General features: G+C 73.5%; 11 protein-coding genes and 1 pseudogene. 6 read left to right on the top strand and 6 right to left on the bottom strand.

The annotated features are described in order from the left end of the window. Positions 1–13 precede the first annotated feature (13 nt). Positions 14–940 (bottom strand): sigma-70 family RNA polymerase sigma factor, encoded by a 927-nt coding sequence (locus tag Q5530_RS18135; RefSeq protein ID WP_415363725.1) that lies wholly within the window; start codon positions 938–940, stop codon positions 14–16. Between the two features lie 115 nt (positions 941–1,055). On the opposite strand from Q5530_RS18135, the gene Q5530_RS18130 reads away from it, so the two are divergent. Then, complete coding sequence (locus Q5530_RS18130; RefSeq protein WP_415363723.1) at positions 1,056–2,186, top strand: PLP-dependent aminotransferase family protein; 1,131 nt, start codon at positions 1,056–1,058, stop codon at positions 2,184–2,186. Between the two features lie 46 nt (positions 2,187–2,232). On the opposite strand, the gene rnhA is transcribed toward Q5530_RS18130, so the two are convergent. Further along, entirely contained in the window at positions 2,233–2,721 is a 489-nt protein-coding gene (rnhA, locus tag Q5530_RS18125; protein WP_415363721.1) for a ribonuclease HI, read from the bottom strand. 136 nt (positions 2,722–2,857) lie between these two features. On the opposite strand from rnhA, the gene Q5530_RS18120 reads away from it, so the two are divergent. Continuing rightward, a complete protein-coding gene (locus tag Q5530_RS18120) occupies positions 2,858–4,105 on the top strand; it encodes an MFS transporter (protein ID WP_415363719.1) in 1,248 nt (415 codons plus the stop codon). Positions 4,106–4,168: 63 nt separating this feature from the next. Here Q5530_RS18120 and Q5530_RS18115 read toward each other — a convergent pair whose 3' ends face one another. Further along, the gene (locus Q5530_RS18115) at positions 4,169–5,515 is read right to left on the bottom strand and encodes an MFS transporter (RefSeq protein WP_415363718.1); all 1,347 of its coding nucleotides are present in this window, start codon (positions 5,513–5,515) and stop codon (positions 4,169–4,171) included. 659 nt (positions 5,516–6,174) lie between these two features. On the opposite strand from Q5530_RS18115, the gene Q5530_RS18110 reads away from it, so the two are divergent. After that, positions 6,175–8,130 carry a hypothetical protein gene (locus Q5530_RS18110; protein WP_415363716.1) on the top strand — a complete coding sequence of 652 codons (1,956 nt, stop codon included), beginning with the start codon at positions 6,175–6,177 and terminating at the stop codon, positions 8,128–8,130. A 114-nt stretch (positions 8,131–8,244) separates the two neighbouring features. Here the strand turns inward: Q5530_RS18110 and Q5530_RS18105 are convergent, their stop codons facing one another. Continuing rightward, entirely contained in the window at positions 8,245–8,922 is a 678-nt protein-coding gene (locus Q5530_RS18105) for an MBL fold metallo-hydrolase (protein WP_415363715.1), read from the bottom strand. A gap of 117 nt (positions 8,923–9,039) precedes the next feature. Here Q5530_RS18105 and Q5530_RS18100 point away from each other — a divergent pair. Continuing rightward, positions 9,040–9,981: pseudogene (locus Q5530_RS18100) on the top strand (acyltransferase family protein); the annotation flags it as partial. Between the two features lie 89 nt (positions 9,982–10,070). Here the strand turns inward: Q5530_RS18100 and Q5530_RS18095 are convergent. Then, positions 10,071–10,898, bottom strand: coding sequence for a maleylpyruvate isomerase family mycothiol-dependent enzyme (locus Q5530_RS18095; RefSeq protein ID WP_415363714.1), 828 nt, complete (start codon positions 10,896–10,898; stop codon positions 10,071–10,073). Between the two features lie 235 nt (positions 10,899–11,133). Here Q5530_RS18095 and uvrA point away from each other — a divergent pair, with 235 nt between their 5' ends. Together uvrA and Q5530_RS18085 are read left to right on the top strand one after the other, a co-directional pair. Continuing rightward, entirely contained in the window at positions 11,134–14,007 is a 2,874-nt protein-coding gene (gene uvrA, locus Q5530_RS18090) for an excinuclease ABC subunit UvrA (protein ID WP_415363713.1), read from the top strand. Positions 14,008–14,054: 47 nt separating this feature from the next. Next, positions 14,055–14,549: an SRPBCC family protein gene (locus tag Q5530_RS18085; RefSeq protein WP_415364183.1), complete on the top strand. Its 495-nt coding sequence runs from the start codon at positions 14,055–14,057 to the stop codon at positions 14,547–14,549. Positions 14,550–14,672: 123 nt separating this feature from the next. On the opposite strand, the gene Q5530_RS18080 is transcribed toward Q5530_RS18085, so the two are convergent. After that, positions 14,673–15,293 carry a TetR/AcrR family transcriptional regulator gene (locus Q5530_RS18080; RefSeq protein ID WP_415363711.1) on the bottom strand — a complete coding sequence of 207 codons (621 nt, stop codon included), beginning with the start codon at positions 15,291–15,293 and terminating at the stop codon, positions 14,673–14,675. Positions 15,294–15,348 lie beyond the last annotated feature (55 nt).

Genomic DNA, 15,348 nt, shown 5'->3' with positions numbered 1-15,348 from the left:
CTCGAAAAGGGCTTCACCCCCTGTTACGGGAGCCGGCGGGCAAACTCATCGGCAAACCGAAGATCGGGAACAGCCCGTCCCCGAGGCAGGTGGTCGACCCCACCTGCCACCCACCCGAGAACTCCACCAGCACCAGCGCGAACGGCCGGTACCCGCCCCGCTCGTCCGGCCGGTACTGGCCGAACGCGGGCACGCCGTTCGCCCACGTCCGCACCACCCGCGCGTCCTCGCACCCGCTGCCGCCGGCGGACAGCGCCGCCGCGATGTCGGCCTTCCCCCGCAGCCACCACGTGAACGGCGGCATGGTCATCGTGGCGTCCTCGTGCAGCAACGACACCAGCGCCGCCACGTCGTGCCGCTCGAAGGCCGCCGCGTACCGCTCCAGCAGGTCCTCGTCGACCGGGCCCAGCGGCTCCGGCCTGCGGTCGGCGATCCCGGCGCGGGCCCGCTGCAACGCGCTGTTCACCGACGCGACCGTGGTGTCCAGCAACCGCGCCACCTCGGCCGCGCGCCAGCACAGCACGTCCCGCAGGAGCAGCACCGCCCGCTGCCGGGGCGGCAGGTGCTGGAGCGCGGCCACGAACGCCAGCCGCACGCTCTCGCGGCCCACCACGACCTGGTCGGCGGGCAGCACCCGCTCGTCCGGGACCGGTCCCACCCACGCCGACGCGGGCAGCGGCTCGCCCAGCGGGGAACCCGGGGCCGAGGGCGAGGTCAGGTCCATCGCCACAGCCCGCCGCCGCGCGCTGCGCAGCGCGTCCAGGCACACGTTGGTGGCGATCGCGTAGAGCCAGGCCCGGAGCGTGCCGCGAGCCGGGTCGTAGGTCCCGCGCCAGGCCCGCACGAACGTCTCCTGCACCGCGTCCTCGGCCTCGAACGGCCCGCCCAGCATCCGGTAGCAGTAGCCGGTCAGCTCGACCCGGTGCGCCTCGAACTCCACCACGCCAAGGTAGACGCCGAGGTAGACTCCGGGGTGGCGCCCTCGACCCCTCGGTGCGACCCCCACGCGTGGCACGACCGCGTTTCGCCCGTCCCACGACTCCCCGAGGACCCCCATGCCCCGCACCTTCGCCGGCTCGCCCGTCCGCGACCTGCTCGCGCTCACCGCCCGCCCCGAGGTGATCTCGTTCGCGGGCGGCCTGCCCGCGCCCGAGCTGTTCGACGTCGAGGGCCTGCGCGCGGCGTTCGACCGGGCGGTGTCGCGCCGCTCCCTCCAGTACTCGCCCACCGAGGGCGACCCCGACCTGCGCGCCCTGGTCGCAGACCGGCTCACCCGGCGCGGCCTGCCCACCGGCGTGCCCGACCTGCTCGTCACCACCGGCTCCCAGCAGGCGCTGACCCTGGTGGCGACCGCCCTGCTGGAGCCCGGCGCGGTGGTCGCGGTCGAGGAGCCCACCTACCTCGCGGCGCTCCAGTGCTTCGGGCTCGCGGGCGCCCGGCTGGTGCCCGTCGCGTCCGACGAGCGCGGCGTGGACCCCGAGGCGCTGGCCGACGTGGTCGAGCGCGAGCGGCCGGAGCTGCTGTACCTGGTGCCCACGTTCGCCAACCCGACCGGCCGCACGCTGGACGCCGGGCGGCGGCGGGCGGTCGCGGAGCTGGCCGACCGCCACGGCCTGTGGGTGGTCGAGGACGACCCGTACGGCGAGCTGCGCTACCGGGGCGAACCGGAACCCGCGCTGGCGTCGTTCAGCGACCGGGTCATCCACCTCGGCAGCTTCTCCAAGGTCGGCGCGCCGGGACTGCGGCTGGGCTGGCTGCGCGCGCCCGGGTCGATCATGCGCACGCTGGTGGTCGTCAAGCAGGCGACGGACCTGCACACCTCCGCCGTCGACCAGGCCGCGGCGGCGGCCTACCTGGCGGCCAACGACCTCGACGCGCACATCGGCCGCCTGTGCGCGGCCTACCGGGAGCGGCGGGACGCGATGATCGCGGCGCTGCCGGGCACCGTGCCGGAGGGCACGCGGTGGACCGACCCGGACGGCGGGATGTTCGTGTGGCTGACCCTGCCCGGCGGGGTGGACACCGCGGAGCTGGTGCACGAGGCGCTGGCGCGGGACGTGGCGTTCGTGCCGGGCGCGTCGTTCCACGCGGTCACCCCGGACCACTCGACCCTGCGGTTGTCGTTCACCACCAACACGCCCGAGCGGATCGCCGAGGGGATGCGCCGGCTCGCGTCGGTGTTCTGACCGCGCGGTGTTCCGACCGCGCGTGACCCCGGCCCCCGGGCCGGGGTCACGCCGCCGGTTCGCCGTCGTGCACGACGTCCGCCCGCAGGTCCGACCCCGCCGCCGCCCGGACGCCGCGGACCGCCAGCCGGTCCGCGCGCTCGTTCTCCGGGTGCCCCGCGTGGCCCTTCACCCAGTGCCACTCGACCCGGTGCGGCGCGGCGGCGGCGTCCAACCGCTGCCACAGGTCGACGTTCTTGACCGGCTGCCGCCCGGAGGTGAGCCACCCGTTGGCCTTCCACCTGGCCAGCCACGAGAGCACGCCGTTGCGCACGTAGGTGCTGTCGGTGTAGATGCGCACCGAGGACGGTCGCTTGAGCGTCTCCAGCGCCTGGATCGGCGCCATCAGCTCCATCCGGTTGTTGGTGGTGGCCGACGACTCACCCCCGAACAGGTCGCGCTCGTGCGTCCCGTACCGCAGCACCGCGCCCCACCCGCCGGGACCGGGGTTCCCGCTGCACGCGCCGTCGGTGTAGATCTCGACCACCTGCTCCACGCGAGGACCATACCCACCGCGGGATCCGTTCGCGGACGAGCAACCGCGCCCGCCCGCGCACGCGGTCAATTCCGTACCCCCGGGCCCGCGTCGTGCCCTAGCCTGGCTCGCCGTCCAGTTCGGGGGAGCGCACGGCATGACGGCACAACACCGGGCGGCGGACCCGCGCCGCGTCCGGCGCAGGTTCACCGCGGCCACCCTCATCGACTCGTTCGGCAGCGGCCTGTGGCTGCCCTTCGTGCTGCTGTTCCTGGTCCACGGCAGGGGGATGGGCCTGACCGAGGCCGGTGGCGCGCTCAGCCTCGGCGCCCTGCTCGGCCTGGCCGCCGGCCCGCTGTCGGGGTCCCTGGTGGACCGCGCCGGCCCGGTCGCCGTGCTGGTGCTGGGCAACGTGGTGCGCCTGGTCGCCTTCGCCTGCTACCCGTCGACCTCGGCCACCTGGCAGGTGGTGCTGGTGACCACCCTGGCCGGCGTCGGCGACCGCCTGTTCTGGACCGCGAACGCGCCGGTCGTCACGGCCCTGACCACCGGTCGGGGCGCGGAGCGGCTCCTCGGCACGCAGACCGTCGCCCGCTTCCTCGGCGCGGGCCTGGGCGCGGGCGCCACCGCGCTGGTCCCCGTCGACGACCCGTCGACCTACGCCGTGCTCGCCTACCTCAACGCCGCGAGCTTCGGCGTGGCCGCCCTGCTGGTGGCCGGGGTCCGCACCCCGACCGGACCCGACGGCCGGGCCCCGGAGCGGGGCGGCTGGGGCGTCGTGCTGCGCGACCGCCCCTACACCGCCTTCTGCGCCGCGCACGTGCTGTTCACGCTCGCGAGCACCGGCAAGTACTCGATGCTGCCGATCCTGGTCCTCGACGTGCTGCGCGGGCCGCACTGGCTGCCGGGCGCGGCGCTGGGGTTGGGCACCGTCACCGTGCTGCTGCTCCAGCGGCCCGTGACCCGCCTGGCCGCCCGCTGGTCGCGCGGCACGGGGCTGGTCGCCGCGGCGGTGGTGTTCGCCTGCTCGTTCGCCGCGCTGGTCCCCGTCGCGGCGCTGCCGCCGGCGGGGGCGGTCGCGGTGGTGCTCGCGGTCAGCGTCACGTTCGCGTTCGCCGAGGCCCTGTTCGCCCCGCTGTCCACGGCCGCCGCCGCGGCCGCCGCGCCGCCGGGCGCGCAGGGGCGGGCGAGCGCGCTGTTCCAGCTCTCCTGGGCGATCCCGGCGGTCGGCGGCCCCGCGCTGTTCACCGCCCTGCTGGCGGCGGGCGCCCCGGTGCTGTGGACGACCCTGGCCCTGACCTCGGCCGCCGTCGTGCCCGCGGTCCGGCGGCTGCGGCGGTCGCCGACCCTCGGCCTGCACACCGCGCCCGCCCCGGTCGCGCGCCGTCCCGCCCGGGAACCGTGAGTCGTCCCTTCCGGGAACCCCGGGCCGTCCCGTCCGGAAACCCCGGACGGGACGGCCCGGGGCTCAGTTCCCGCGCCGCAGCAACGCGTTCGCCCCCACCGCGGCCACCACACCGCAGCAGCCCAGACCCAGCACCACCACCCGCAGCGCCTCGGTGAAGCCGTCCCCGACCAGGTGCCCGCCGCTCAGCGCCGTCAGCACCGAGCCGGCGGTGGCCAGCGCGACGGTCTCGGTGGCCAGGCGCGCGGTGTTGAACAGCCCCGCGGCCGTGCCCGCCCGGTCGGCCGGCGCGCTGGAGACGGCCAGCCCGTCGACCACGCCGGTGGTGAGGCCGACCCCCGTGCCGACCAGCAGCAGCGACAGCCACGGCGGACCCGCCGGGCCGGTGGCGACCAGCGAGACCACGCCGACCGAGGCCACCAGGACCGCGCCGGTCGCCAGCAGGCGCGGCGACCGCCGGGCCACCGCCGCGCCCGGACCGGGCAGCAGGACGGACGGGACGGTGAGCACGAGCATCCACAGCCCGGCCCGCGCCGGCTCCAGCCCGACGACGTCGATCAGGTACGACGGCAGGTAGACCAGCAGCGGGACCAGCAGGCCCATCAGGGCGGCCGCCACCAGCGAGTAGCCCAGGAAGGCCCGGTCGCGCAGCAGCGCGAGGTCGAACACCGGCGCGGACCGGCGGCGCTCGACCCGCACGAACCCGACCGCGCCCCCGACCGCGACCGCGCCGACCGCGAGCACCGCCGGGTGGGCGGGACCGAGCGCGGGTGCCTCGACGAACACCCAGATCACCGCGCCGAGCCCGAGCGTGAACAGGACCCCGCCGAGCCAGTCGACCTCCCCGCGCCCGGCACCCGGCCCGGCGGGCAGGGCGGGGCACAGCAGCAGCGAGAGGGCCGCGAGCACCGCCGGCACCCCGAACACGGCCCGCCAGCCCACCGCGTCGACGAGGAAGCCCGAGATGGTCGGCCCGAACGCCAACCCGGCGCCCAGGACGGTGCCCAGCGCCCCGAACACGCGGGTGCGCGCCGCGCCGTCGAACGTCGCCGCCAGCAGGGACTGCCCGGTCGCGGTGGCCACCGCGGCACCGGTCCCGGCGAGCAGGCGGGCGGCCACGAGCACGCCGACGTCCCGCGCGAGGGCGCACAGCACGCTGCCGACGAGGAACGCGGCGACCCCGGCGACGTAGAGGCGGCGCCTGCCCAGCCGGTCCGCGAGCGAGCCGCCGAAGGCCAGGAACGCGGCGAAGCACAGGTTGTAGCCGGTGACGACCCACTGGGCGCCGGTCGGGGAGACCCCCAGGTCACCGGTGAGGTCGGGCAGCGCCACCGAGGCGCCGGTGATGGTCAGGGGGAAGGAGGACAGGGCCGGCAGGACGGCCGCCGGCACGAGGAAGCGGCGGTTCACCCCGACCACCTGTCCGGGGTGGGGCGAAAACGGGTTCGCAAGGCAGAGCTCCGGGAATCGTCAACGGAGCCGGGGCAGCGCGAAGGGCCACACCGGCGAGGACTTCGCGGGTGCGGCGACGCTGCTCTTACGACCTGGGGTTCACGCCGCCGCTGAGGACGGCCACCCTGTCCGAGGCGGGCACGGGTCGATCCTAGGGGGAACCGGTTCGCCGCCGAACCGGTTTTGCCGGGGCGGGGCTCACCCCGCCGCGGCGATGCCGGCGGGACCCTCCCCGGCGTGCACGAGGTTGCCGTCCGGCGCGGCGCGGCGGCCGGTGCGGCAGGCGAGGTCCTCGGCCGGGTTGGTCCGCCCCACCCCACCCGGGAAGGGTGAATCACCCCAACGGTGAACAGCCTGTTGGGCGACTCGCCAGGGCGGGATGCGCCCAGCCCGGCGACAGAGGCTGTCGCCGGACCCGGTGCTCGGTTCCCGGTCCTCCGGACCGAGGGTGATCTGCGCAGCGACGGTTCGCCTCGCGCACGATCGCGTTGGGGCGAGCGGCCCTCGCGAATCCGGCCTCGTCGAACGCCTCGATCGAGCCGGGGTGTGAGCACCGGTCACGGCGCGTGCACCGGGACGGCGTTCAGCTGTCCCCGGCGTTCCGCGATAGTGGTCGCGTGAACACGACCGATCGCCGCCACACACGTGAAGCAGCCGCTGGCGCCTTGGCGGCCGAGTTCGAGAGCTGGACCACCGCGCGTGACGCCGACGCCGACCCCTTCGTGGTGGAGGTGGCGTTGGAGTGGCAGGTTTCGCGGGGTGGCGATCCCGCCCGGTGGGCTGCCGAGGACATCCAGGAATTGCTGGTCGAGTGGTTCCCGCGCAAGGTGACGATGAACCGGCCCGAGTGGCCGGGGGTGTTGTCGACGCTGCACCGCTGGGTCGATTTCCTGTCGGTCGCGCCGGTCGACCGGCCAGGCGATCCGGCCGCGTTGCACGCGGTGATCGATCAGGTCGCCCCGGTCTTCTTCGAAAGGATGGCCGACGAGCGCCACTGCGGACCGGCGAAGTTCTGGGCGACGCGCATGATCGAGCACGGCGTCGATCCGCAGGACGGTGAGGGTGTTCGTCGCTTCGTGGCGGCGGTCCAGGCCGGCGAGGTCGACTACGACCAGGACGTGCTGGCCGAGATCATGCGGCGCGGTGCGTTCGACGCCGGGATCGACCTGGTCGATCCCGGCGTCGACGAGGGTGCGGGACGTCACCTGCCGCCGGTGGTCCTGCCCTCCGACCAGGACCTGGCTGCCATGGCGCGTGATTCCGCCCTGGTGACCCGGCTCCGCGTGTTGGTGACGTGGGTGGGGGCGGGGCGCGCGTTGACGGCGACCAAGCGCCTGCGCGTCGCCGATGCCCGTGAGCTGGCCGGGCTGCTGAATGTGGACGAGCCCTATCTGGAGCGGGCCCGGAGCAGCGGGGACCTGCCGCAGGTGTCGCTGATGGTCGAGTGGGCCAAGGCGGTTCGCGTGCTCCGGGTGGTCAAGGGCCGGTTGGTGCCGGTAAAGAGCGCGGTCGGACTGCTCGACCGACCGCTGGACCTGTGGCGGCGGGCGTACGCGGCCTTCCCGGGGTTGGGGCCCGTGCTGTGCGCGCCCACGAGCTATTACGAGGCTCCTTCCCCGCTCGGGGAGGCCCTGCCCGAGGTGGCGCCCGGACTGCTGCTGGGCCTCTACACCGCGGGCGGGACTCCGTTGCCGGTGGAGTTGCTGGTCCAGGACGTTCGGAACCTGCTCTCCGAGCTGTTCGACCTCGACTTCGGCGTCGGAGGGCTCTTGGTCGACTTCCGCGAGCTGATGTGGCGCAGGGACCTCGACAACGTGCTTTCGGCGCTGGAGACGCTGGGAGCGGCGGAGGAGACGGCGGCCGCGGAGCCGTGGGAACTGGACGAGATCGCTGAGCTGTCCGGTGAGGAGAACCCTGATCCGAGGCTCGTGAGGTTGACCCCGCTGGGGTTGTGGGGCGTGCGGGAAACGTTGTCGGCGGAGGGCTTCGACGCGCCGACGACGGAGGAACTGGCCGAACGGCCGCTGGACCAGGTGTGCGAGGCCTTGCGGCACGCGGCCCCCGAGCTGGCCGAGTCGGTGATGGCGAACTGGGTCGGGGTCAGGGAAGCCGCTCAGGCGGCGGCCGAGTTGGCGGAGTGCTGCGCGGCAGGGCCGTCGCCGTCAGCCCGCCTGCTGGCCTGGTCAGGGCTGAGCCGCACGGGGGAGCCAGGCGTCGAACAGGCCCGCCGCCTGCGTGCCACCGGAGGAGTGCCTGGAGCCGTGGCCACCGAGTGGCTGGTTCGCCACGGCGAACTGGCTCCCAGTGCGGCGCGGAGGCACGAGATGATCCTCGCGCTGGCCGAGAACCTCGCCGCCAGGCACGAACACGACCTGCTGATCGACGAGCTGACCAGGCATCCGCTCGACGACCAGATCGGCTTCGCCCAGGCGCTGGCCGACACCGATCACCCCGACCGGTACGACATGCTGGCCACCATTTCCGAGCACCACCCTGACCGGGGCGCCGCAGCCGCGGCTCGTGCGGTCCTCGCCGATCGGTCCGGAGGGGCGGCCGGTGCCCACCCCCGCTGACGACTCCCGGGGAATCAGGTCGACATGCGGTGCCCCCGTCCGCGGCTGCTCGCCTCGGTCAGGCACTCCGTGAGGTCGGGCGATCCGTGCCGACTGCCCGACCTCACGTCGTGATCACCAACCCCGCGAACGCCACTCGTCCAGGTGAGGCCTTTCACTCCCCAGGGTGGAATCGTCCCCGTGCCCGGGGTAGAACCACGTCTCATCCGGCAGCACGTCGAACACCCGCGACGTCACGTCGTCGATCAGCGACGCGAAGTCCGAGGGCGACGTGGTCTTCCCCACCCCGCCCGGGAACAGCGAGTCACCGGTGAACAGGTGCGGACGGCCACCCGGGTCCCGGTACAGCAGCGCGATCGACCCCGGCGTGTGGCCGCGCAGGTGGACCACCTCCAGCGGCACCTCCCCGACCCGCACCACGTCACCGTGCTCCACCAGCACGTCCGGCGGCACCGGCAGCACCCCCGCGTCCAGCGCGTGCGCCACCGTGTTCGAGCCGTTCGCGCCCGCGACCGCCCCCAGCGCCCCCCAGTGGTCCGCGTGCTGGTGCGTGGTGACCACGGTCTTCAGCCTGGGCCGCTCCGAGGAGTGCCCGATCAGGTCCGACAGGCGCTGCGGGTCGGCCGCCGCGTCGACGAGGAGAGCCTCGTTGGTCGCGCGGCACACCAGCAGGTACGCGTTGTTGTCCATCGGGCCCACCGAGACCTTGGTGATGGTCAGCGCGTCGAGGGTGCGCCGGGCCGCCGGGCCGTCCGGTGACACGTGCCCCGTGTAGTCCTCTAGTACGTCCACAGTGGCCGACCGTAGTCGACCCGGCACACCCTTCAGGACCCGCACAGGTCGATCCCTTAGTCTTGGTAACGACCCCCGCCGCTCCGCAGATGTCGTTCGAATGGGGTTTTCCACCTCGTGCCTACCAAACGCCGGATCAACTGGGACGTGCTGCGCGTCCTGGCCGTCCTCTGCGTGGTCCTCCAGCACGCCACCCACGCGGGACCGGCGGCCCACCCCGAGATCAGCGCCCCCTCGTTCGCCTTCTCCCTGGAGTTCGGCGCGAGCGCGCTCGTGGTCATCTCCGCCTTCTTCGCCTGCGCGGGCCTGGCCAAGGGCGAACCGGCCCGCTTCCTGCGCAACCGCCTGGCCCGCCTGTTCCCCGCCTACCTCGCCGCCGCGGTCTTCACCTACGCCGTGGTCCGGTTGGCCGCTCCACCGGACTGGAGCCACGCCGGGCCGCGCGACCTGCTGCTCAACGCGCTGATGCTCCAGAACTGGTTCCCCGGCGTGAACCTGATCGACCACTCCTACTGGACCCTCCCGGTGCAGGTCACCGGCTTCGTCGCGGGCGCGCTGCTGGCCTCCCGGCTGCGGGGCGGGGCGCTCAAGGCCCTGCTGTGGACGCTCGTCGTCGCCCCCCTCGTCCTGCGTGAGCAGGCCGCCGAACCCGGTCTGCTCAACACCCTCTACAACGGCCTGGGCGCGCACCGCGGCCAGCTGTTCGCCATCGGCGTCGGCATCTGGCTGTGGTCCCGCTCACGGCTCGGCGACCACCACCTGTTCGCCCTGCTCACCTGCGCCCTGCTGGCCCAGGCCACGCACACCGAGGACCTGCGCTCGACCATCGGCCTGGGCGTGGTCCTGATCGGCGTGTGCGCGGCCGCGGGCGGTCCCGACTGGGACGTCGCCCCCGTGCGCGCGCTGCGCCGGCCCATCAGGTGGCTGGCGGGCATCTCCTACGGCGTCTACCTCGTGCACCAGGAGATCGGCTACTTCGTCATGGTGCGGGTGGCCTCGGTCACCCCGGGCCCGCTGGTGGAGCTGGCCGCGTTCACCACCTCCGCCGTCGTGCTGGGCTGGCTGCTGACCGCGCTCGTGGAACGCCCCGCCTACCGCGCCCTCACCGCGAACCGCCGCCCCGCCGTGGTCGGCCTGCTGCTCGCCGCTCAGAGCCAGCTGGGCAGCGCCGGCGCGGTCCCGGCCAACCGCTCGCCGCTGTGGCGGCCGGTCAGCCACCCCAGCACGTCGGCCGCCGCGCCGCTGACCAGCGGCGAGCCCTCGCCCGCCGAGCCGAGCGCCCAGTCCCGCTGACGGCCGTCCGGGAACTCGACCTCGATCCGCACCTCCGGCGTCCCGGGGTGGTCCGCGTAGTGGGCGGCGGCGTCCTCCAGGAAGCCCTCGACCAGCTCGGGCGGCAGGTCGGCGAACCCCACCCCGCGGTCGAGGTCGACCAGGTGGACCCACACCTCGCGCAGCCGCAGCCACGGCACCCGGTGCGCGCGGAACAGCCCCAGGCGCGGGTGGTCGACCTCGGCCTCCCACGCCCCGGTGGGCAGGTCGCGCGCGTAGGCGGCGAACCGCTGGCACGCCGCGTCCAGGTCCGCCCGCAGCAGCTGCGGCAGCCGGCCCGAGCCCTCCTCGATGTCGGCGTCCCGGTCGGCCCGGCTCAGGTACATGGGGTGCTCGACCCCGGTCTTCGCCCAGGTCAGGAGGTTGACCAGGGCATCGGCGTTGCGCGCCAGGTGCGTCACCACGTGGCCCCGGCTCCAGCCGGGCAGCAGGCTCGGTCCGCGCAGGTCGAGCTGGTCGAGCTCGGCCACCACCCCGTACAGCGCCTCGGTGGCCCGCGCCACCTCGGCCAGCCCGGCGGCCGCGTCCTGCGCCTCGTCCGGCACCGTGCCCGACTGCCCGCCCCGCGCCGCGGCGGACTGCTCGCGCGGCGCGGGTACGCTCGCCTGGGCGGATCGGACCTGTGCGGCATCAGTGAAGCTCATGGGCACCCCATCCCGCGTCTATGCGGCCGAACGGCCTATCGCCCCAGCGTAGGGGCGGCGACTACCCGTTGGTAGACCCGTTGGCGGCACGATCGCGGGAACTCGCCCACCCAGTCTTTGTCGGTGCCCGCACCTAGCATGGTGCACGCCCTCCCCGACAGACCCGGCCCGGTGGGTCCGATACGCTGCTTCGAACACCTGTTCGGGGGAAGGTCAAAAACCGAAGGGAAACGTTGTGGCCGACCGGCTCGTCGTTCGCGGGGCACGCGAGCACAACCTGCGGGGGGTGGACCTCGACCTGCCGAGGGACAGCCTCATCGTGTTCACCGGGCTGTCCGGCTCGGGCAAGTCCAGCCTCGCCTTCGACACGATCTTCGCCGAGGGCCAGCGGCGCTACGTCGAGTCGCTGTCGGCCTACGCCCGCCAGTTCCTCGGGCAGATGGACAAGCCGGACGTCGACTTCATCGAGGGCCTCTCGCCCGCGGTCTCCATCGACCAGAAGTCGACCAGCCGCAACCCGCGCTCGACCGTGGGCACCATCACCGAGGTCTACGACTACCTGCGCCTCCTCTACGCCCGCGCGGGCAAGCCGCACTGCCCCACCTGCGGCGAGGCGATCAGCAAGCAGACCCCGCAGCAGATCGTCGACCAGGTGCTCGCCATGGAGCAGGGCACCAAGTTCCAGGTCCTGGCCCCGGTCATCCGCGGCCGCAAGGGCGAGTACGTCGACCTGTTCGCCAACCTCCAGTCGCAGGGCTACTCGCGCGCCAAGGTCGACGGCGCGGTCTACGCGCTGGGCGAGGTGCCCAAGCTCAAGAAGCAGGAGAAGCACCACATCGCGGTGGTCATCGACCGCCTGGCGGTGAAGACGAGCGCCAAGCAGCGCCTGACCGACTCGGTGGAGACCGCGCTGCGGCTGGCCGACGGCCTGGTCGAGCTGGAGTTCGTCGACGTGGCGGAGACCGACCCGGGCCGGGTGCGGGGCTTCTCCGAGAACCTGGCCTGCCCCAACGGCCACCCGTTGGCGATCGAGGACCTGGAGCCCCGGTCGTTCTCCTTCAACTCGCCCTACGGCGCGTGCCCCACGTGCACCGGCATCGGCGTGCGCAAGGAGGTCGACCCGGAGCTGGTCGTGCCGGACGACGAGCTGTCGCTGGCCGAGGGCGCGATCGCGCCGTGGGCCTCGGGGCAGACCGCCGAGTACTTCACCCGCCTGCTGGAGTCGCTGGGCCTGACCATCGGCTTCCGCATGGACACGCCGTGGCGGCAGCTGCCCGCCAAGGTCCAGAAGGCGATCCTGCACGGCATCGACGAGCAGGTGAACGTCCGCTACAAGAACCGCTACGGCCGCGAGCGCTCGTACTACGCGAACTACGAGGGCGTCATCCCGTTCCTGGAGCGCCGCCAGGAGCAGACCGAGTCCGAGTACATGCGCGAGAAGTACGAGGGCTACATGCGGGAGGTGCCGTGCCCGGTGTGCCGGGGCACGCGCCTGAAGCCGGAGATCCTGGCCGTCACGCTGCACCACCGGACCAAGGGCGACCGGTCGATCGCCGAGGTCTGCTCGATGTCGGTGGCCGAGTGCTCGGACTTCCTCGACGGGCTGGAGCTGGCCAAGCGCGAGTCGATGATCGCGGGCGCGGTGCTCAAGGAGATCCAGGCCCGCCTGCGCTTCCTGCTCGACGTGGGCCTGAACTACCTGTCGCTGGACCGCGCCTCGGGCACCCTGTCCGGTGGCGAGGCGCAGCGCATCCGGCTGGCCACGCAGATCGGCTCCGGCCTGGTCGGCGTGCTGTACGTGCTGGACGAGCCGTCGATCGGCCTGCACCAGCGCGACAACCACCGGCTGATCGAGACCCTGACGCGCCTGCGCGACCTGGGCAACACGCTGATCGTGGTCGAGCACGACGAGGACACGATCCGCACCTCCGACTGGGTGGTCGACATCGGTCCCGGCGCGGGCGAGCACGGCGGCCACGTCGTGCACAGCGGCACCTACGAGACCCTGCTGAAGAACAAGAAGTCGATCACCGGCGCCTACCTGTCCGGGCGCGAGGAGATCCCGATGCCCGCCGTCCGCCGCCCGGTGGACCGCAAGCGGCAGCTGACCGTGGTGGGCGCGCGCGAGCACAACCTGCGCAACATCGACGTGTCGTTCCCGCTGGGCTGCCTGGTGGCGGTCACGGGCGTGTCCGGCTCGGGCAAGTCGACGCTGGTCAACGACATCCTGGCCACGGTGCTGGCGAACAAGCTGAACGGCGCGCGCCAGGTGCCCGGCCGCCACACCAGGATCAAGGGCCTGGAGCACGTCGACAAGCTGGTGCAGGTCGACCAGTCGCCGATCGGCCGCACGCCGCGGTCGAACCCGGCCACCTACACCGGGGTGTTCGACCACATCCGCAAGCTGTTCGCGGCGACCACCGAGGCGAAGGTGCGCGGCTACCAGCCCGGCCGGTTCTCGTTCAACGTCAAGGGCGGGCGCTGCGAGGCGTGCGCCGGCGACGGCACCATCACCATCGAGATGAACTTCCTGCCGGACGTCTACGTCCCGTGCGAGGTGTGCAAGGGCGCCCGGTACAACCGGGAGACGCTGGAGGTCCACTACAAGGGCAAGACCGTCGCCGAGGTCCTCGACATGCCCATCGAGGAGGCGGCGGACTTCTTCCAGCCGATCAACGCCATCCACCGGCACCTGCGCACGCTGGTGGACGTCGGCCTCGGCTACGTGCGGCTGGGCCAGCCGGCGACCACGCTGTCCGGTGGCGAGGCGCAGCGCGTGAAGCTGGCCTCGGAGCTCCAGAAGCGGTCGACCGGCAAGACGGTCTACATCCTCGACGAGCCGACCACCGGCCTGCACTTCGAGGACATCCGCAAGCTGCTGGGCGTGATCAACGGCCTGGTGGACAAGGGCAACACGGTGATCGTGATCGAGCACAACCTCGACGTGATCAAGACGTCGGACTGGTTGGTGGACATGGGTCCGGAGGGCGGTTCGGGCGGCGGCGTGGTGGTGGCCGAGGGCACGCCGGAGCAGGTGGCCGGGAACAGCGGCAGCCACACCGGCGCGTTCCTGCGCGAGTCGCTGCCCTCGGTGGCGGCGGTCGGCTGACGCGCACCCCGGGTGGTGGCCTGCGCCGCCACCCGGGATGCGTGAGCATGGTCGACATGTCGTTGAACTCCTACCGCTTCCGCAGCGCCTGGTGGCTCGACAGCACCCCCGGGCAGGTCTTCGACGTGCTCGCCGACCTGGGCGGTTACCCGCACTGGTGGCGCGAGGTGCGGGAGGCGCGCCAGGTCGCGCAGCGCGCGGCCGAGCTGCGGTGCCGGTCCCTGCTGCCGTACGACCTGGTGTTCGAGGCGCGGCACCACACCGAGGACCGGGACGCGGGCCTGCTGCGGGCCGACCTGGCTGGTGACCTCGACGGCACGGCGAGCTGGCGCGTCCTGCCGGACGGGCCGGGTGCGCGGCTGGTCTTCGAGCAGGAGGTGGTGGTGCGCAAGGCGCTGCTGCGCGCGTTGGCGCCGGTGGCCCGGCCGGTGTTCCGGTTCAACCACGCGCTGATGATGCGCAGCGCCGAACGCGGCCTGCGCACGTACCTGGCGGGTTTCCTGGCGGGGCGGCGGGAGCGGGTGACCGACCAGGTCGGGTAAGGCCGGGCCAGGCCGGCCGAGCTGGCCCGAGCCGAGCTGGCCCGAGCCAGATCAGCCAGGGCCGGGGCCGGCCAGGGCCGGGGCCGGCCAGAGCTGGGCTGGCCCGAGCCAAGTCGGCCCGAGCTAGACCGGGTCGGGTGGAACCGGCGGCACCAACCGCTCCACCAGCCGGGCCAACTGCTCCGCGTAGCGCTCGGTGAACTCCGCCGACCCGGGGTCCTCCCCGGTGATCCGCCGAGCCACCTTCGGCATGAACAGCGGCGCGGAAGCCGCCGCCACCAGGGCCAGCAGCAGGTGCGCCGGGTCCAGGTCGGCGGGCACCTCGCCGGCCTCCTGGCGCGCCCGCAGCGCGTCGACCTGGGCTCGCAGGAACCCGGTGTCGCCGTCGTCGTCCGGCGTGCCGTCGTCGCCCGACACGTTCTCCCACACCATCAGGCGGGCCCAGTCGCGCCGGTCCCGCGTGGACAGCACGAATCCGCGCACGACCTCCGCCAGCGGGCCCTCCGCGAGCTGCCCGCCCTCCTGCCGCCACCGGTCGGCCAGCTCGCGGTAGAGCCCCTCCTTGCCGCCGAAGTAGTACGAGATCAGCTGCTTGTTCACGCCCGCGCGGTCCGCGATGCCGCTGACGCGGGTCGCCGCGTAGCCCTTGGCGCCGAACTCGGCCACCGCCGCCTCCAGGATCCGCGCCCGGGTGCGCTCGGGATCGCGCTTGCGGTCGGCGGGGTCGGGTGATCGGCGCGGCACGGGCACCAAAGTAGCCGACCGGGCGCTGTCACCTCTCTGTTTGACTTAATCATCC

Origin of the sequence: Saccharothrix sp. BKS2, assembly GCF_047689505.1 — a bacterium.
Taxonomy (GTDB): Bacteria; Actinomycetota; Actinomycetes; order Mycobacteriales; family Pseudonocardiaceae; genus Actinosynnema; species Actinosynnema lopnurensis.
The sequence above is the reverse complement of the archived record's forward strand: the minus strand, read 5'-3'. Positions and strand labels throughout refer to the sequence as shown.

Excerpts from the sequence above, each read along its gene's own strand:
- Q5530_RS18130 (WP_415363723.1), top strand. The coding sequence starts at position 1,056 with ATGCCCCGCACCTTCGCCGGCTCGCCCGTCCGCGACCTGCTCGCGCTC.
- Q5530_RS18120 (WP_415363719.1), top strand. The coding sequence starts at position 2,858 with ATGACGGCACAACACCGGGCGGCGGACCCGCGCCGCGTCCGGCGCAGG.
- Q5530_RS18095 (WP_415363714.1), bottom strand. The coding sequence starts at position 10,898 with ATGAGCTTCACTGATGCCGCACAGGTCCGATCCGCCCAGGCGAGCGTA.
- Q5530_RS18085 (WP_415364183.1), top strand. The coding sequence starts at position 14,055 with ATGGTCGACATGTCGTTGAACTCCTACCGCTTCCGCAGCGCCTGGTGG.